We start from the raw sequence: 17,648 nt of genomic DNA, 5'->3' as shown, positions 1-17,648 counted from the left end.
TCAATTAAGTGCAACACGTAGGGCAATGATTGAATTTGATAAATAATGGATTGATGCTTGCAAACTGCCCGCCTATTAACTCAGCACCTTTGTATCGTCACACTAACATTAAAAAGATGCAACTAAAAAATAATACTATTTTAATAACCGGCGGCACCAGCGGCTTCGGCCTCGAATTTGCCGAACGATTGTTAGAGATGGGCAATACGGTAATTATTACGGGGCGTAATCAAACCAAACTCGATGAAACGAGCAAGCTGTTACCGGGTATTCACACCTTTAAAAGCGATGTAAGCGATCCTGAGCAAATTGAAAAGCTGTATAGAGAAGTTACCGGCCAATTTCCTCATTTAAATATGCTTATCAACAATGCCGGCGAAATGCGCAAGATCAGTCTGCACGATACCTCTATCGATCTATACGATATTACCCGCGAAGTAGAGATCAATTTGATGGGGCCTATCCGTATGGTGCAACAATTTCTGCCTCATCTTAAAAAGCAGGCATCTGCCGCCATCATGAATGTAACTTCGGGTATTGCCCTGGCGCCATTCCCGGTATCGCCTATATATGGGGCTACTAAATCGGGTTTGCGTTCGTATACCAAATCATTACGGGTACAACTGCAAAATACAGGTGTAAAAGTATTTGAGCTGGTTGCGCCTGGCGCCAAAACACCCCTGAATGATAAATTTATAGGATTAGATGGATTTGATGATAGGATATTGATGGAACCGGCCAAACTAATAGCCGCCGCCATAAAAGGACTGCAGAAGAATACCTATGAGATCTATCCGGGCCTGGCCCTTGTATTAAAAATAATGTCGCGCGTTGCCCCGGCTTTTCTGCTCAAGCAAACCAGCAAAGTAGGCGCAAAAGTAATAAACGGAACAAAAAGTTAAAAAATCACTTATATAATCAATACAAAAACAAATGTCAGTAAATACTAAAATAGCCCTTGTAACCGGCGGTAGCCGCGGGTTAGGCAAAGAGATGGCACTTAACCTTGCCAAAAAAGGTTTAAACGTAATATTAACCTACCATAGCAAAAAAGATGAAGCCCAAGCCGTAGTAGCCGAAATAGAACAGACCGGCCAAAAAGCGGTAGCCCTGCAACTTAACGCGGGTGACGTAAGTAGTTTCGATGCCTTTTTTGAGCAGGTAAAAGCTGCTTTACAAAGCACTTTCAGCACAGGTACTTTTGATTACCTGGTGAACAATGCCGGTGTAGGTATAGGTGCACCAATTGCCCAAACAACCGAAGAACAGTTTGATGAATTGCAGAACATCCACCTGAAGGGCGTATTCTTTTTAACTCAAAAAGCGTTACCGTTGTTAAATGATGGTGGCGGCATTATCAATATATCATCAGGTTTGGCCCGTTTTACTTCGCCGTTTTATGCCGCTTATGCTACCATGAAGGGTGGGATAGAAGTGTTCACCAAATACCTGGCAGCAGAGCTGGGCAAGCGCGGTATAAAAGCTAACGTAGTGGCCCCGGGCGCTATAGAAACAGATTTTGGTGGCGGTATGGTAAGAGACAATGCCCAAGTAAACGCGCACATTGCCGGCGTAACAGCCCTTGGCCGTGTTGGTCGCCCGGATGATATTGGTAGCGTGGTAGCCTTTTTATGTACCGAAGATGCGAAATGGGTAAATGCTCAACGTATTGAGGTATCGGGCGGAATGAACGTGTAAGATCAGTATACTTTGCAAGTAACAAAAGCCTTTCGGTTAGTACCGAAGGGCTTTTTTATGTTTTAATGACAATTATTAACTACATACCGAATGTAAAACAGTACAGTGCTTAAAATTCAGGTTTTCAAGTGGTTATTGTTTCAGGTTATAATTTTTATTTTATTCCGGATGCTTCACTATGTGAATAAGTAACCCTAATTGCCGTGGTTGTTAATAAATAATATATTGAACCAATATGCCAAAAAGTTACTTTTACCGTCACGCTTAAGTTAAGGTGGCAGGTAAGGATAATAGAATTGTCACATTGTCATACACCTACTTGTGGCAAGCAAATTGATTAGTATATATTTGTATAACAAAATTTAAAAAATAGAAATCATGGCTTTAGAAATAACTGATGCAAACTTCGAAGAACTTGTATTAAAATCAGATAAACCGGTGTTGGTAGATTTTTGGGCAGAGTGGTGCGGCCCGTGTCGCATGGTAGGCCCGGTAGTAGAGGAGTTAGCCAAAGAATACGATGGCAAGGCCGTTGTAGGTAAAGTGAATGTTGACAACAATCCAGGTATATCAATGAAGTTCGGCATCCGTAATATCCCTGCCTTATTATTCTTCAAAAACGGAGAAATAGTTGATAAACAAATTGGTGCAGTGCCAAAATCAGTATTAGCAAATAAATTAAGCGCACAGGTATAATTTACCGGCGTATCAAATATTAAAAAGCGTTACAATATCTTGTAGCGCTTTTTTGTTATATATTAGTGCGTGAACGGAGGATAATTAACCGCAGAGTACACAGAGAAAGAACCACGGAGTTACACAGAGATTTGTAATGAGTTTTGATTGCTCAAGCAACGTAAAAGTATCTCTGTGTAACTCCGTGAAACCTCAGCTAACTCTGCGGTAAAACTCCCCACCTCTGCGGTAAACAACACAAGCTTATGCCACAATTAAACGATGATCAGCAAATAAGGCAATTAGGCAACCTGGAGCTTTTGGCCCGGCAGGTGGTTGAGGGCTTTATTACAGGCCTGCACCAAAGTCCGTTTCATGGGTTTTCGGTAGAGTTTGCCGAGCATCGTTTATACAACAATGGCGAATCGGTAAAAAATATCGACTGGAAACTACTCGCCCGTACCGATAAATTGTTCGTTAAGCAGTTTGAAGAGGAAACCAACCTGCGCTGCTACCTGCTGCTGGATACCTCATCATCTATGAACTTCCCCGATAAGGGCATCAATAAGCTGCAATTTTCTATCTACGCCATCGCTGCACTAATGCAGTTGTTTAAAAAGCAGCGCGATGCTTTCGGCCTGTGCGCCTTTGCTGATAAGGCCGAAATGCTCACCTCCGCCAAATCAACCGGAACACACCTGTTTTATTTATATGCCCAGTTAGAGCGCCTGTATGCAAATCCGCAGGTTAACGCTAAAACCAACATAGCACAGGTATTGCATTATGTAGCCCAGCAGATCCACCAGCGTTCCATGATCATTATTTTTAGCGATATGCTGGAGAATAATATGGATGATGAAAAGCTGCAAACCCTGTTCGCGGCCATTCAACACCTGAAATACAACAAGCACGAGGTGGTGATATTTAACGTGAACGACCGCAAAACCGAAATGGATTTCCATTTTGATAACCGCCCGCACCACTTTGTTGATATTGAAAGCGGGGAGGAAGTAAAGGTGCATCCCAACAAAATACGCGAGGTATACCAAACCTCCATGCAAAACTACCGTCACCAGCTCGAACTTAAATGTGCCCAATACCATATCGATCTGGTTGATGCCAGCATCCACGAAGGTTACAATAACATTCTGAAAGCCTATCTAATTAAGCGTAATAAAATGATTTGATGGCTTAGGGCTGTCTGTTGTACACTTTTTTCACAAAAGTTAAACTTATAATGCCGCTATTTGTACTTAAGGTAGCGGCGAAAGGTATTGCGTTTATTTCAAACAAAAAGCCCGTGCAGCCGTAAACAACTAAAAAGCGCTGGTTGCTATACAAACTTATTTTCTACATATATGAGATTAGCCATTGAACGAAAGCCTGTAAGAGTAAATCCTGATTCGAAACGAGTAATAGCAAGATTTTTCTTTAACGGGAATGACAGGGCAAAAGAAGTAATACAACGAGTAATGGAAATCAGCGAGGATACCGCCTTTGGCATCGTATCGCCCTTGTTGCAGGAATACTCAAAACGCCACCGTAACATTACCCGTGTACTAAACCGCCATTGCAGCAAGCTGAAGCCACTTTTTGAACAGCTGGGGATAGATTTTGATATACTTACCGTATACCGTAAACTGCTGATAGGTTCATACTTTACCCATGAGTATTCTATCGAGTCGGCAGCGTTCTTTAATCCGTCTATCATCGACGATCCCGACCAGACTGAACTGGAAGAAGGGCAGCGTCGCATGATCATGAGTTTCAGGGCAGTGGGAGAGGGGCATATCTCTTCTATCACCTTCCGCAGGGCATTATTTGATAAGGATAATAATATCACCGTATTACCTGCCGGTAATTATATTGATGAGGCCGAAATAGTGCGTAACGCGGTATACAATAAAAAGCTGTTTTTTGAAAAGGCGGTAAGTACGCAGATCAATATTGATGTGCTGAAAGAGCTGGAATCAAAGCTCGATCATCATTTCGAATATTCAAACTTGCGCCGTATTATCCTCGATTCACAGAAGTTGCAGGAGAGCGATATCAACAAACTGGAATATGATAAGGTGCTTTGGCTGGCCGATTCTTACTACGAGATTGTGTTCTCATTGGATACCGATATATCCGACAGGGTAATATTCCCGATATCCGAATATGAGCGCAAGGGTATTGAAGATGCCCGTTTCGTTAAGTTTATTAATGATGACGGCAGCCATGTTTATTACGCTACTTATACGGCTTATGATGGCGCGCTGATAATGCCGAAGCTGTTACAAACCAACGATTTTTATAACTTCAAGATAATGCCGCTCTACGGTGCAGGCGCACAAAACAAGAACCTGGCATTGTTCCCCAGGAAGATAAACGGCAAGTTTGCCATGATATCGCGTATTGATGGATGCAACAACTACATCATGTATTCGGATAAGATCAATATTTGGGAAGAACCGAAGCTGTTGCAGCAACCGCGTTTTTCGTGGGAGTTTATACAGATAGGTAACTGCGGTTCTCCTATTGAAACCGAGCATGGCTGGATCATGATCACCCACGGGGTAGGACCAATGCGCCGCTATGTGCTGGGCGCGAGCTTATTAAAACTGGATGACCCGGCTGTAGAGATAGGCAGGTTAAAAGAACCTTTAATTATTCCGAATAGTGATGAACGCGAAGGTTATGTACCAAACGTAATTTACTCTTGCGGATCTATCGTTAACAACAATAAATTGATCATCCCTTACGGCCTGTCTGATTATTCAACCTCATTTGCTGAAGTTGATATGGATGACCTGATACGCAAACTTAAAGAAGACGGTATTTAGATATTTAACACGCGCGTCATTACGATCCGTGTATTCAGACTTACGAAGTTTTCAAAACTTCTTAAGTCTTTTTTTTGCTTTATGTTTTGTACAGATGTATAGAAAAGAGCATCGCACATTACAAGAATGTTCATCAACTCATCGTCACCAAATTTCCTTCGCGCAATTGCTTTACTTCATCCTGTGCGTATTCATTTGCCCATTCGTCCAATGCTTCTAATGCCGGGCCCATGGTGCGGCCTTTGTCTGATATTTTGTAGTATACTTCGGGTGGAAAGGTGTGTTTCTCTTCGCGGATAATGAGGCCGTGGGTTTCCATTTGTTTCAGGTGTTCCAGCAGTACCTTTTTGGCTACTTTGGGTATAATGCGCCAAAGTTCGGTAAAACGCATCTCTTCCTGCCTAAACAAATGGTATAGTATGATTGGTTTCCACTTGCCCGATAGCATGTTTAGCGCTACGTTAAGTCCGCAATGTTTAAACTGTTTTTGATCCATAGTTACCAAAAAGTGAGCAGGTTACCAAAAGGTGAATTTCTTTAATCGCCGGATGGATAACGCCATCTTTGCTCAATCAAATTTAACATTTATACATGAAGTTACAATTATTGCGCAATGCTACGCAAGTGCTCACTGTTGCAGGCAAAATCATATTGATAGACCCTATGCTGGCCCCAAAAGGCAGCTACGAACCGTTTCAAAATACAGCTAAACATGTACGTAACCCAACGGTTGATCTACCGCTTAACAAGGATGAACTAACCAAACTCATCGCCCAAACAGACGCGGTATTATTAACCCACATTCACCTTGATCATTGGGATACCGTTGCGCAGCAGCTGTTGCCAAAGGATATTACACTATTTTGTCAGCCTGTCAATGTACAAGCTATACGCGATGCCGGTTTTACCAACGTGCAGGCTATCGCGAATGAGATTTTATGGGAGGGCATCCATATCAATCGTACCGGTGGACAGCATGGTACAGGAGATATCGGCGAATTAATGGGGATAGTTTCAGGATATGTGATTAGTTACGATAATCAATCGTTGTACATTGCGGGTGATACCATCTGGTGCAACGAGGTAAAGCAGGCCTTGGATGCCTATCAGCCACAACACATAGTGTTAAACGGCGGCGCGGCACGCTTTATAATAGGCGATGCTATTGTGATGGACATTGAAGATGTTATTACCGTATGTAATTACGCTCCGCAGGCGCAGGTGTACGTTGTGCATCTCGAAGCTGTTAACCATGCCACAGAAACCCGTGCCGACATCAAAACAGCTATTCATAACAAAGCGCTATCGCACAGGTGTTTTGTACCTAATGATGGCGCTGTTATGTTTCAAATATAAATTACTTGTTAAGTATCTGCTGGTACAGCTTAAAATAATCGCTCACCATTTTATCGCAGGAGAACTGTGCCGTTGCCCAATCGCGGCAGTCGGCACGGTTTATTTGGTTTAGCTGTGCAACTGCTTCAATGGCTTCGTTAACATTGCTCACCAAAAAGCCTGTTTCCTCATGTTTGATCAGCTCCGGCATCGAACCACGATTAAACGCTATTACGGGTGTACCGCAAAGCATCGCTTCGGCAACGCTTAGGCCAAATGGCTCATCAAAATTGATGGGATGTAGCAGGGCGGCGGCATTGCTCAGGAGTTCCTTGCGCTTATCCGGTCCGGCATGGCCAACGTATTGTATCTGGTCGTTTAGCTCGGGTGCTACTTTCTCCCTGTAATAATTTTCATCCTGAATAATACCTGCTATCAACAGCTTACGATTGGTACGTTTGGCTATTTCAATGGCTTCGGCGGTACCTTTATGGTGATGGATGCGGCCAAAATACAACAGGTAATCTTCCGGGCTATCGTTAAACTGAAAATCTTTAGTGTCCAGTCCGTTGTAAACGGTGGCTAAATAATCCAGCTCGGGGCTGCGGTCGGAGTTACTGATAGACACATAATGCCCGCGCTGATTATATTTTTTATAAACCGGGATGATCCGTTCCGACGAAAAACCATGAATGGTAGTGATCAGCGGCGTTTTTATCAAGCCTGAATAAGTAAGCGGCAAAAAATCAAAGTTGTTATGGATGAGGTCGAACTCGCCGGCCTTTTCCATCAGGTTGCTGATGTGCAGGCATTCGAGCACCTTGGCATCCTGACTGCGGTCTTCCTCGTACCCTGTTTCACATACGGATTCGAGTTTGCCGCCGGTGATTGAATCACCGGTGGCAAATAATGTTACTTCAGCGCCAAGTTTAATAATCCCTTCGGCAATGTTTGATGCGATCTGTTCCCAGGGCCCATAATGCCGCGGAGGGGTTCTCCAGGCAACGGGCGCTAAAACGGCTACCTTCATTTAGCAAACCTTAACATTTTGGTTATACTTGTTGTACTCGTACTCCAGTTCAAAAGCTTTAAGTACAGTGAGGTGAGATATCAGGTAAGCCAATGTACTTTCGGCGCCCTGGTTACGGTTGATACCTGTTGGTAGCAAACCATCGCAACAGCCCTTGGTTTCATGATCGTACAATGGTGCACGCAGCGTATTTTCACCAAGGAACCATTTATAACTCAGGAACATTTTTTCTATATACTCCGGCGTACGGAAAATTTTGTAAGCCTGGAAATGCATCATCACCATGGCCATGGTTTCAATGGCCTGCTGATCGAAGGTAGGGAAGGTACCGCCGCGATAATACCAGCCATCGTTACCCACCGGGCTTAAATAGCCGTTCGATAAGGTCAGCTTATCAAGGAATGCCATGGTTTTCATCGCTATGGCACGTACTTCTTCATTGCCGGTTATTTCGCACGAGTGCAGCAAAGCCAGCGGAAGTATCGCGTTATCATAAGTCATTTTCTCCTCAAACCATTGCCAGTCGTCAGATTGAGTATTGTTATAAGCATCAACCAATGGTTGCGTAAGTCCTATCAATTCCTTAATCATGCCCTCATCGGTAGGTACGGCTTGCAGGTATAAACTCACGCCGATAATGGTATTACCCATGCCTCTCAGGTGATGCAGTGTTTTAAAGTGAGGGATAGATTTCTGGAAGATCTCCATCGCGAACTCACGGTATGAGTTGGTAGCTGCACAGTCGATCAAATGACCCAACGCCCATATCGTACGACCGAATGAATCTTCAGATCCTACCTCATCCAGGTACTGCCTGCTAAAACTTAAAAAGTTGCGGAAGTTACCATCATCTGTTTGCATGTAGTGAATATAGCTCAGGTAAACCGGCAGTAATTCAAGCGCTTCCTGGCTTTTATTACGCTGATAGGCCATAAGAGCCATGATCAACGCACGAGAGTTATCATCAAGGCAATACCCTTCCTTTAAGTTAGGGATGCCGTATTTTGCATGCTGAACAATCCCGGTATCATCAGTTAAGCGTATTACATGCGCCAGGCTGAATTTTGGTAATATCTCTGGGTCAACAATGCTGTTCTTTAATATCTTGTCGCTAAAATCATGCTCCATGCACGATTCCTGCGCTACTTTAATAAACTCGGCACCAATAACCGGCCAGCGTAAATGCAGGCCATATTGATAGGCATTCTGTTTCAATTCGTCGAGTACGGCATCATCGTCAAGCAGTTCTATCATGATATCGGCCAGCGCTTCCGAATTTTTAAAATCGAATAATCGGCCTCGGTTATGCGATAACAATTCCTGCGCGTGCCAGTATGGCGTTGATACCACCGCGGCGCCCGATCCCACAGCGTAAGATAATGTTCCGCTGGTGATCTGCGCTTCGTTCAGATACGGGGTTACGTAGATTTCGGCAGCGGTAAGGTAGTTGATCAGTTCTTCCTCAGATACAAACTTGTTGATGAAAGCCAAATTTTTTGAAACACCCAGCTGTGCCGCCATACTTTTCAGCGAATCGCGGTACTCCTCGCCCGAGTGTTTCTTAACTCCCGGGTGTGTGTTGCCCAATATTACATAAGTAACATCAGGATGCTTTTCAACTATTTTAGGCAGGGCACGTACAACGGTTTCCAGCCCTTTATTGCGGCTTAGCAAACCGAAGGTTAACAGTACACGGTGATTTTTAAAAGCGGTGAGGCTTTTCACCGGGTTGTTTTCAGGCTCTTCCAAATCAGGCACGCCGTGCTCAATGATCTGGATCTTTTCAACAGGTATTTCGTAAATGGTAGTTAAAAACTCAACTGCACGCTGACTCATCACCACAATTTTCGACGATTGCTCGGCAATTTCGCGAATGATGATACGCTGTACGTAGCTTGGGTCTTTCAGTATGGTATGCAAAATGGTGATCAGTGGTTTCTCCAGCCTGTTGATCAGCGGAAGGATATAAATACCGCTTTCGCCGCCGTAAATACCGAATTCGTGCTCCATAATACAGGCATCTACGTTGCTGGTATTAATGTAATTGGCTGCCCGTATATAGTCTTTTTGATGGTTCTGACGGATGATATACTTTACCTCATCGGGGTATTCGTACTCATGCAGGTTTTCAGAATCATTTAAAGCAACAACAAACCCGCCTTCGGATAAACTTCGCCTCTCCGGAAAATTTGAGTTTATTGCACGCATCAAATTTTGGTTGAAGGTAGCTAACCCGCATTCGCGCGGCGGATAAGTTGATATATAGGCAATTTTCATAGGTATGTAGGGTACTTTATTTTAGTAATAATTAATAGCTGAATACAATGTTGTATTTGCAGTGACCGAAAAAAAGGGCAACTATTCGTTGTAAAATGTACTTATAAGCATATAAAGGGTCACTTTTGTACAATTACCCGTTATTTTGCATAAACCGTACCAGTTTAACTCAAACAACAGACAATTAACGGCCGCGCATATAAAGTAAAATATATGCCGGTAAAAAAGCCATTTGGTTTTGAGGCGCTTAGCTGTAAAAGTTAATAGCCTCCAATATTACAGAGCAGGCTTTTTTGATATCATCATGACTGATAATAAGCGGGGGGGCAATGCGCATAGAATTACTGCAATGTAAAAACCAGTCGGTTATTATACCATTTTCTATACAGCGGTCTATTATTTTTTTGTTCAGATCAAAATCTTCCAGCTCAATAGCCAACATCAATCCTTTACCCCGTACTTCCTTTATTGCCGAATGTACCAGTAATTTTCTGAATAATGCTTCTTTTTCGGCTACCTGTACTATTAAATTTTCGTTAAGTAATACTTCAAGGGCTGCAAGTCCGCCGGCGCAGCACACGGGGTGGCCGCCAAAGGTAGTGATATGGCCAAGGATAGGATTCTCTTTAAACGACGACATGATCTCGGCAGATGACATGAACGCCCCGATAGGCATACCACCGCCCAGCGCTTTTGCCAGCAGCAGAATATCGGGCACTATATCAAAATGTTCAAATGCGAAGGTTTTGCCTGTACGGCCAAACGCGGCCTGTATTTCGTCGAGTATCAGCAAGGTGCCTGTTTCATCGCAACGCTTGCGCAAGGCTTGCATATAGGCAATATCGGGCACACGGATGCCTGCTTCGCCCTGTATGGTTTCAATAATTACACAGGCCGTTTGCTCGGTAATGTTTTGAAGGTCTTCGGGATGATTAAAACGGATAAAACCCACCCCCGGCAATAGCGGGCGATAGGCTTGTTTAAATTCTTCGTTCCCCATTACACTTAGAGCACCGTGTGTACTGCCATGGTACGAATTATGGCAGGCGATGATCTGCGAGCGGCCGGTATGGCGTTTGGCCAGTTTCAGCGCGCCTTCAACCGCCTCGGCACCGGAGTTTACAAAGTAAACCGATTGCAGGTTATCGGGCGTTACCGCTACCAGTTTTTCGGCGAAGCGAACCTGCGGCGTTTGCACATACTCGCCATACACCATCAGGTGCATGTATTTATCCAGCTGCTCTTTTATGGCATTGATCACATAAGGATTGCTATGCCCAAGGTTACTCACGCCGATACCCGATATCAGATCGATATAAGCCTTGCCTTCCGCATCATAAATATGTATACCTTCGGCACGCTCAAACTCCAGCAATAATGGAAAGTGGGTAGTTTGCGCGTTATTGGCTAAAAAAAGCTGGCGAAGGGTGAGCATGGGATATTTATTGAATGAGTGAGTTATTGAATGAGTGAGTTATTGAATGAGTGTAACCACCGGATGATTACGCTGCAAAAATAAGGATATGCTACCACTCAGCAACCTATTCGGTAAAATCAGGTATTAAAAAAACTAATTCAATAAATTACAAAGCATCACTCACTCGCTCAATCAGTAACTCACTCAATAATTAGTTTCCTGCTCTTTCGCTGCGTTCGCTGAGTTGTTTGATCACTTCGGCATTGAACTCGCTTTCGCTTTTGTAGAGCTCGCTTACTTTTTCGGGAGGAAGGATCTTCAGAAATTCTTCGTTATACCTCTTTTTGATGTTGAGCATCTCGGTTTGGTAGTATAACTCTTTATTGATCTGCTCGGTACCGTTGGCCTGGGCATCGGTATTGTTAAGACGTTTTAACCTGCGGATAGTAGCCAGTTGCTCCTGGTAGCGACGGTATAAAGGCCAGAATTTTTTTCCCTGGGCAGGAGTAAGGTTAAGCTGTTTGTTTAAAAAATCGTTTTTAACACTTACTATCTTACTGGCTGCAATACTTGTTTTTTTATTACCGGCATTGTTTCTAAATCCTGCGGCATTGTCAGGCACCTGGGCAAAAGCGTTATAACTAATACCCAGCAAAAATGCTATTTGGAATATGAACTTGGTCAGCCTATTCATTATTACAGATCGGTATCAATATAATCCAGTATTTCTTCGTTGTTCAATGTGTTGCTCGCGTTCCTGATACCGGCCTGTGTTTCGCCTGCATCAACACTCGATTCAAGGTAACTTTTAATATCGCTTACCGGTATGTTTGATAGTTGCGTGTGCAAATAACTGTGCGTGTGCCCATCAGTTGCAGTATGGTTACCTGTTGAACCGATAAAGAAAGATAGCCCGATAGCTACGGTAACACAAGCGGCAGCGGCATATTTGTACACACCCGGGTTAAACAGGCGGCGTACAATACCTTTGCGCTGTGCCGGTTTCGCTTCGGCAATTTCTTTTATTTCGGCAACTTCCTGCTCCGCGTTTACGGTTTTAGCTAAAATAGCCGCGTTAAGTTTATCAAAATACCCGGTTGGCACTGCAAATGTTTCTTCAGATTCAGCATCCAATATTTCCTCAACGGCAATGCGTGCGGTTATTTGCTCGTGCAGGTTATCAAAATAGCCGGCAGGTATTTCAAAACCATCGCTTTCGCTTATGGCTTCTTCAATATTTACGCGGCTTTGTATATTGCTGCTTAGCTCGTCAAAATAACCTTCGGGTACCGTAAAACTTGTATTTTCAACACTTAACGCGTTGGATATAACTATACGGCTTTCAATATTGGCGCTTAAATCACTAAAGTAGTTTTCAGGGACAGTAAAGCCCTGATTGATTTTATTAATATTAAATCCGTCTAAATTTTTAAGGGAAAGGATACGATCCTCAAGATTTTCGAAATAGCCAAGCGGTACCGTGAACGGGTTATTTGCGTTAACCTGTTTCAGTGCACTAAATTCATTTAGCCAATCTTTGTTCTCTATATCGCTCTTCATACCCTCATTAGATTAATACTTAGTATAAAGGTTTAATAAAAATAAAAAAATTAATTTGATGCCAGCAAAAATGCTTCTATTTTCTTGACTGCCAGGTGAAAAGATGCTTTTAAAGCACCCACGCTTGTGCCCAGTACGTCAGAAATTTCTTCATATTTCATATCATCAAAGTACTTCATGTTAAACACCAGCCGCTGTTTATCGGGCAGGGTTAGCAAAGCCTGTTGTAATTTTAACTGCGCCTGGTCGCCGTTAAAATAACTCGAATCGGCAAGCGTTTCGGCCAGCTCGTATGATACATCATCGAGCGGGATATTATTCCTCTGCTTTTTCTTATTCAGGAAGGTGATGCACTCATTAGTGGCAATCCGGTACATCCAGGTGTATAGTTGCGCGTCGTTACGGAAACCCGGCAGGTTCTTCCATATTTTTACAAATACGTCCTGTACAAGGTCGTCCGCGTCGTCGTGGTCAACAACCATACGGCGGATATGCCAATAAATCTTCTGCTGGTACTTCTTAAGTAGCAGGTTAAATGCTTCGTTCCTGGTCCTCTCGTCCCGAAATTTGCTTAGTATCTCTTCGTCTTCAGCCGGTGCGGCCATGTATTAGCTTTTAATGCTATAAAAGTAAAAATTATCCGTTTTGTTTTTTTCTACTGATGACTTTTTTCACAGCAGCGATGATATGCTCGGCATCGAGGCCATATTTGGTCATGAGTTGCGCGGGAGTACCACTTTCACCAAAGCTGTCGTTCACGGCCACATATTCCTGCGGGGCAGGGGTATTGGTCGCTAACAATTGCGCTATGCTGTCACCCAAACCACCTAAACGGTTATGCTCTTCGGCAGTTACCACACAACCGGTTTTGGCAACCGATTTAAGTACCGCTTCCGCGTCAAGAGGTTTAATGGTGTGAATATTGATGATCTCGGCATCGATACCTTCCTCGGCCAGTTTTTCACCTGCAAGGATAGCTTCCCATACCAGGTGACCTGTAGCGAAGATAGAGACATCGGCACCCTCGTTAACCATCCATGCCTTACCGATCTCGAACTTTTGGTCAGCATCAGTAAAGATAGGTACCACCGGGCGGCCGAAACGCAGATAAACCGGGCCATGATGCTCGGCGATAGCGATGGTAGCAGCCTTAGTTTGGTTATAATCGCAAGTATTGATCACGGTCATCCCCGGCAGCATTTTCATCAGGCCGATATCTTCGAGGATCTGGTGAGTTGCACCATCTTCCCCTAAGGTTAAACCCGCGTGCGAAGCGCAGATCTTTACGTTCTTGTCAGAATAAGCAACCGACTGGCGGATCTGATCATACACACGACCGGTAGAAAAGTTGGCGAAAGTACCGGTAAAAGGAATTTTACCACTGATGCTTAAACCGGCTGCAATGCCGATCATGTTGGCTTCAGCAATGCCGATCTGGAAAAAGCGTTCAGGGAAAGCCTTGATAAAATCGTTCATTTTAAGTGAACCGATCAGGTCGGCACAAAGTGCCACCACTTCGGGGTTGCGTTTACCTGCCTCAAGCAAGCCATCGCCAAAACCCGAGCGGGTATCTTTTTTTTCTGTGAAAGTATATTTCTTCATTTTTTGTGTTGTAGGTTGTGAGTGTTTCTTTAGTTGTGAGTTGTGTGTTATAAGTTGTGAGTGTTTTCTTTAGTGAGTTGTGTGGATCGAGTTCACTATACCTTCCTGCCCACAACTTACAACACACAACTTACAACTCGCTTACAACCAGATATTAATAATCCCCTAAAGTTTCCTCTAATTGCGCTAAGGCAAGTGTTAATTGCTCGTCGTTAGGCGCGGTACCGTGCCATTTGTGGGTGCCCATCATGTAATCGACACCGTAACCCATGCCGGTATGCAGCAAAATAGCTACAGGCTTACCTTTGCCGGTATGGCTCTTGGCTTTTTCAAGTACGGCAACTACACTGGCCATATCGTTACCTTTAGGCTCATCCAAAACATCCCAGCCGAAAGCTTCAAACTTGGCTTTCAGGTCGCCTAAAGAAAGCACGAGGCTGGTAGGACCATCGATCTGCTGACCGTTGTAATCAATCGTAGCGATCAGGTTATCCACCTTATTATGCGGGGCGAACATGGCCGCTTCCCAGATCTGGCCTTCCTGCAACTCACCGTCACCATGTAAGGTATACACAAGAGACGGATCGCCATCCAATTTTTTAGCTAAGGCAGTGCCGATAGCTACCGACAAACCCTGGCCCAAAGAACCCGAAGCGATACGCACGCCCGGTAAATGCTCATGAGTAGTAGGGTGACCTTGCAAACGTGAGTTCAGCTTACGGAAAGTAGCCAGTTCGGCTTTATCGAAATAACCGGCATGAGCCAGTACGCTGTAAAATACAGGGGAAATGTGGCCGTTAGAAAGGAAGAAAAGATCTTCGCCTTTACCCTCCATGCTGAAAGTGGGGTTATGGTTCATGGCGTTGAAATAGAGTGCCACCAGGAAATCGGTGCAGCCTAAAGAACCGCCGGGGTGCCCCGACTGGCAGGCATGTACCATGCGGACGATATCGCGCCTTACCTGCGAGGCGGTCTGCTCTAATTGTGCTATGTCTTGTTTCATTAATTAAGGTTGATTTTGCGCAAAAGTAATCTAAAAATAATAAAATATGTTCTATTGTAAAAGGTCTAACACCTGTTGCGACGAATTTTTGGTGTCCACCTTGTCAATAATTTTGGTAATTGTACCATCGCCGTCAATAATAAATGTTTTGCGGGCGGTACCCATATATTTTTTGCCGTACATGTTTTTTTCAACCCATACGCCGTAAGCTTCAACAATAGCTTTTTCGCTATCGGCTATCAGCGTAAATGGCAGGCTGTATTTGCTTTCAAATTTTTTGTGCGATTTCTCGTCGTCGGTACTTACCCCGATAACTTCGAACCCCTGGCTCAAAAGCGACTGGTAATTATCGCGGAAACTGCAAGCTTCGGCAGTGCAACCCGGGGTGTCATCTTTCGGGTAAAAATAAAGTATTACGTTCTTACCCTTAAAATCAGATAAAGCTACGTCTTTACCGTTTTGATCTTTAGCATTAAAATCAGGGGCTTTGTCGCCCTCGTTAAGTGTTGCCATAATTATCTGTAAAAATCAGCAGTGAATTGTGAAACGTTGTTTGTATTATCGCTTGAGGTCAGCTCAAAAGTATGCTTTCCGGGCTTAATATCATTATCAAAATAATATTTGTACAGCTTGCTTTTAAAATCGTGCTCTACCAATACCCATTTTCCGTCAATTTTTCCCGCAAAGCTTTTTACCCCCGAAAGGTTGTCGCTAATGCGCAAAGTAATGCTTTTAACCGCCGCCAAATTACTGCCGTTACGGATATTTACCGGGCTGATGACCGGGGCAATGGTATCTATCTTCACAAAATAATCGCCAAAATAGCGGCACTGCGCCTTTACATAACCATCCTCATATGTGCCGGCGGCTACATTGCCCGCGGCGTTCATTATTACAGCCTTATCGGCATTTTTGCCAATAGAGGTATCGGGCTTTATCCAAAGGTTAAAGGCCTCGTGCAGCTGCGTAAATTTATTGTGGATGCGATGCGTATCTGAAAACGTTCCCGGCTTTTTCGGAAGTTTGGTGTATTGAAAATCGAGGTTGTCGTATAGGTTCCCTTTCGGTACAATCACCTTTACATTGGGCGCGTTAAATTCGTTTTGCTGATCGTAACGGAATAGCTGGCCGATTGGCTTAAATGCCGTGAAAGGATCGTGCGGGGTTGATTTTACTTTTATGGCCAGGGTAGAAGTATTGCCGGCCACATCGCGCACAACGTATTCTACATCGTGCATGGCATCGTCATTAAAATCAATAATGCCACGGTTTACCGCTTGCGGGTATAACGAAACATTGCTGCCCGGCGGCACAAAGCATTTTTGCATCCAGCGCCCTGCCGAAAGGAGGGAAGGGTAATCAACATAAGCATTAATAGCCCGGGTTTGATCGAACGCGAAACGCTCAACCGTAAAAGTATATACGGTAGTTCCGTCGAGTTTAAGCTCAACCGAATAAATGCCATTGCGGTTAACTGAAGCGCTGTTCCTGTCGTACGCGGTTAGCCCGAAGCCTACCTCGCCGCTTAAATGTACGGGTTGATTATTGGTAAGGCGATAATTACTTCCTACGCCGGTAACTGCCAAAAACATGTGCGGCGTTTTCTCGCTGAAGGGCGCGCCATTCAGGTGGTAGGTTGCTATGGCGCTGATTGACGGCGGCACATTATCCGGAATGGTTAAGCCGAATAATTGCGGGTTAATGGTTTCCTGCGTTTCGGTATCGCGAATCTCAAAATGAAGGTGCGGTCCCGCAGAGGCACCCGCATTACCCGATACGGCAAACTGCTGGCCTTTAAAAATAGGCAGTTGTAACTGCATCGGTGCGAAATCAACCTCGTAACTTTGGGTTTGGATCTGATAATCGCGTACTATCTTTTCAATATTAGGGCTAAAGCTATCCAGATGACCGTAAACGGTGGTGTACCCGTTAGGGTGCGTAATATATACCGCACGGCCGAAGCCACCATACTGGATACGCAGCCTTGAAATATAACCATCAAATACCGCGTAAACCGGGTAGCCTATGCGTTGATTGGTTTTAAAATCGAGCCCGGAATGGAAATGGTTTGGCCGCAACTCGCCGAAAGAACCTGCCGTACTTGGCGGCAGATCAAGCGGGTAGCGGAAATCTTTAGGGTAAAATTTGCTTTGAATAACATCCTGCGCGGATGCGGTATACAAGCCTAAACAAAATATAAGGGCAGTAAGTGTTTTTTTGATCATT

Annotated in this window: 17 protein-coding genes; 6 read left to right on the top strand and 11 right to left on the bottom strand. The window is 44.1% G+C overall.

Annotated features, from left to right (window positions below):
* Window positions 1-116: 116 nt before the first annotated feature.
* From AC07NA_RS23190 to AC07NA_RS23170, 5 genes are all read left to right on the top strand, one after another.
* Window positions 117-902: an SDR family oxidoreductase gene (locus tag AC07NA_RS23190; RefSeq protein WP_494900155.1), complete on the top strand. Its 786-nt coding sequence runs from the start codon at window positions 117-119 to the stop codon at window positions 900-902.
* A 31-nt stretch (window positions 903-933) separates the two neighbouring features.
* Window positions 934-1,698 (top strand): SDR family NAD(P)-dependent oxidoreductase, encoded by a 765-nt coding sequence (locus tag AC07NA_RS23185; protein ID WP_494900153.1) that lies wholly within the window; start codon window positions 934-936, stop codon window positions 1,696-1,698.
* A 378-nt stretch (window positions 1,699-2,076) separates the two neighbouring features.
* Window positions 2,077-2,394, top strand: a complete 318-nt coding sequence (gene trxA / locus AC07NA_RS23180; protein WP_345213546.1) for a thioredoxin — start codon at window positions 2,077-2,079, stop codon at window positions 2,392-2,394.
* A gap of 245 nt (window positions 2,395-2,639) precedes the next feature.
* Window positions 2,640-3,560 (top strand): DUF58 domain-containing protein, encoded by a 921-nt coding sequence (locus tag AC07NA_RS23175; RefSeq protein ID WP_494900151.1) that lies wholly within the window; start codon window positions 2,640-2,642, stop codon window positions 3,558-3,560.
* A gap of 171 nt (window positions 3,561-3,731) precedes the next feature.
* Window positions 3,732-5,198, top strand: a complete 1,467-nt coding sequence (locus tag AC07NA_RS23170) for a glycoside hydrolase family 130 protein (protein ID WP_494900149.1) — start codon at window positions 3,732-3,734, stop codon at window positions 5,196-5,198.
* A 133-nt stretch (window positions 5,199-5,331) separates the two neighbouring features.
* Here the strand turns inward: AC07NA_RS23170 and AC07NA_RS23165 are convergent, their stop codons facing one another.
* Window positions 5,332-5,694 (bottom strand): winged helix-turn-helix transcriptional regulator, encoded by a 363-nt coding sequence (locus AC07NA_RS23165; protein WP_494900147.1) that lies wholly within the window; start codon window positions 5,692-5,694, stop codon window positions 5,332-5,334.
* Between the two features lie 95 nt (window positions 5,695-5,789).
* Here AC07NA_RS23165 and AC07NA_RS23160 point away from each other — a divergent pair, with 95 nt between their 5' ends.
* A complete protein-coding gene (locus AC07NA_RS23160) occupies window positions 5,790-6,554 on the top strand; it encodes an MBL fold metallo-hydrolase (protein WP_494900145.1) in 765 nt (254 codons plus the stop codon).
* Between the two features lies 1 nt (window position 6,555).
* Here AC07NA_RS23160 and AC07NA_RS23155 read toward each other — a convergent pair whose 3' ends face one another.
* The 10 genes from AC07NA_RS23155 to AC07NA_RS23110 all read right to left on the bottom strand — a co-directional run bounded on the left by AC07NA_RS23155 (window position 6,556) and on the right by AC07NA_RS23110 (window position 17,647).
* Window positions 6,556-7,563 carry a glycosyltransferase family 4 protein gene (locus AC07NA_RS23155; RefSeq protein WP_494900144.1) on the bottom strand — a complete coding sequence of 336 codons (1,008 nt, stop codon included), beginning with the start codon at window positions 7,561-7,563 and terminating at the stop codon, window positions 6,556-6,558.
* Entirely contained in the window at window positions 7,564-9,840 is a 2,277-nt protein-coding gene (locus tag AC07NA_RS23150) for a glycosyltransferase family 4 protein (protein ID WP_494900143.1), read from the bottom strand.
* A gap of 247 nt (window positions 9,841-10,087) precedes the next feature.
* Window positions 10,088-11,275, bottom strand: a complete 1,188-nt coding sequence (locus tag AC07NA_RS23145; protein ID WP_494900142.1) for an aspartate aminotransferase family protein — start codon at window positions 11,273-11,275, stop codon at window positions 10,088-10,090.
* A gap of 193 nt (window positions 11,276-11,468) precedes the next feature.
* Window positions 11,469-11,951: a hypothetical protein gene (locus tag AC07NA_RS23140; RefSeq protein ID WP_494900141.1), complete on the bottom strand. Its 483-nt coding sequence runs from the start codon at window positions 11,949-11,951 to the stop codon at window positions 11,469-11,471.
* A gap of 2 nt (window positions 11,952-11,953) precedes the next feature.
* On the bottom strand, window positions 11,954-12,817 hold the full coding sequence (locus AC07NA_RS23135; RefSeq protein WP_494900139.1) for a hypothetical protein: 864 nt from the start codon (window positions 12,815-12,817) through the stop codon (window positions 11,954-11,956).
* 50 nt (window positions 12,818-12,867) lie between these two features.
* On the bottom strand, window positions 12,868-13,422 hold the full coding sequence (locus tag AC07NA_RS23130; RefSeq protein ID WP_345213554.1) for an RNA polymerase sigma factor: 555 nt from the start codon (window positions 13,420-13,422) through the stop codon (window positions 12,868-12,870).
* 31 nt (window positions 13,423-13,453) lie between these two features.
* Window positions 13,454-14,419 (bottom strand): transketolase family protein, encoded by a 966-nt coding sequence (locus AC07NA_RS23125; protein WP_494896544.1) that lies wholly within the window; start codon window positions 14,417-14,419, stop codon window positions 13,454-13,456.
* A gap of 154 nt (window positions 14,420-14,573) precedes the next feature.
* Window positions 14,574-15,422: a transketolase gene (locus tag AC07NA_RS23120; RefSeq protein WP_494900137.1), complete on the bottom strand. Its 849-nt coding sequence runs from the start codon at window positions 15,420-15,422 to the stop codon at window positions 14,574-14,576.
* A 51-nt stretch (window positions 15,423-15,473) separates the two neighbouring features.
* Complete coding sequence (gene bcp / locus AC07NA_RS23115) at window positions 15,474-15,935, bottom strand: thioredoxin-dependent thiol peroxidase (protein WP_494900135.1); 462 nt, start codon at window positions 15,933-15,935, stop codon at window positions 15,474-15,476.
* A gap of 2 nt (window positions 15,936-15,937) precedes the next feature.
* The gene (locus tag AC07NA_RS23110; protein ID WP_494900133.1) at window positions 15,938-17,647 is read right to left on the bottom strand and encodes a M23 family metallopeptidase; all 1,710 of its coding nucleotides are present in this window, start codon (window positions 17,645-17,647) and stop codon (window positions 15,938-15,940) included.
* Between the last annotated feature and the right edge of the window lies 1 nt (window position 17,648).

The organism is Mucilaginibacter sp. GW821-FHT07G05 (assembly GCF_059418565.1).
This window is presented reverse-complemented; position numbering and strand designations above follow the sequence as displayed.

Excerpts from the sequence above, each read along its gene's own strand:
- AC07NA_RS23135 (WP_494900139.1), bottom strand. The coding sequence starts at position 12,817 with ATGAAGAGCGATATAGAGAACAAAGATTGGCTAAATGAATTTAGTGCA.
- AC07NA_RS23150 (WP_494900143.1), bottom strand. The coding sequence starts at position 9,840 with ATGAAAATTGCCTATATATCAACTTATCCGCCGCGCGAATGCGGGTTA.
- AC07NA_RS23170 (WP_494900149.1), top strand. The coding sequence starts at position 3,732 with ATGAGATTAGCCATTGAACGAAAGCCTGTAAGAGTAAATCCTGATTCG.
- AC07NA_RS23145 (WP_494900142.1), bottom strand. The coding sequence starts at position 11,275 with ATGCTCACCCTTCGCCAGCTTTTTTTAGCCAATAACGCGCAAACTACC.
- AC07NA_RS23130 (WP_345213554.1), bottom strand. The coding sequence starts at position 13,422 with ATGGCCGCACCGGCTGAAGACGAAGAGATACTAAGCAAATTTCGGGAC.
- AC07NA_RS23160 (WP_494900145.1), top strand. The coding sequence starts at position 5,790 with ATGAAGTTACAATTATTGCGCAATGCTACGCAAGTGCTCACTGTTGCA.
- AC07NA_RS23155 (WP_494900144.1), bottom strand. The coding sequence starts at position 7,563 with ATGAAGGTAGCCGTTTTAGCGCCCGTTGCCTGGAGAACCCCTCCGCGG.
- bcp (WP_494900135.1), bottom strand. The coding sequence starts at position 15,935 with ATGGCAACACTTAACGAGGGCGACAAAGCCCCTGATTTTAATGCTAAA.
- AC07NA_RS23185 (WP_494900153.1), top strand. The coding sequence starts at position 934 with ATGTCAGTAAATACTAAAATAGCCCTTGTAACCGGCGGTAGCCGCGGG.
- AC07NA_RS23175 (WP_494900151.1), top strand. The coding sequence starts at position 2,640 with ATGCCACAATTAAACGATGATCAGCAAATAAGGCAATTAGGCAACCTG.
- AC07NA_RS23125 (WP_494896544.1), bottom strand. The coding sequence starts at position 14,419 with ATGAAGAAATATACTTTCACAGAAAAAAAAGATACCCGCTCGGGTTTT.
- AC07NA_RS23165 (WP_494900147.1), bottom strand. The coding sequence starts at position 5,694 with ATGGATCAAAAACAGTTTAAACATTGCGGACTTAACGTAGCGCTAAAC.
- AC07NA_RS23120 (WP_494900137.1), bottom strand. The coding sequence starts at position 15,422 with ATGAAACAAGACATAGCACAATTAGAGCAGACCGCCTCGCAGGTAAGG.
- trxA (WP_345213546.1), top strand. The coding sequence starts at position 2,077 with ATGGCTTTAGAAATAACTGATGCAAACTTCGAAGAACTTGTATTAAAA.
- AC07NA_RS23110 (WP_494900133.1), bottom strand. The coding sequence starts at position 17,647 with ATGATCAAAAAAACACTTACTGCCCTTATATTTTGTTTAGGCTTGTAT.
- AC07NA_RS23140 (WP_494900141.1), bottom strand. The coding sequence starts at position 11,951 with ATGAATAGGCTGACCAAGTTCATATTCCAAATAGCATTTTTGCTGGGT.
- AC07NA_RS23190 (WP_494900155.1), top strand. The coding sequence starts at position 117 with ATGCAACTAAAAAATAATACTATTTTAATAACCGGCGGCACCAGCGGC.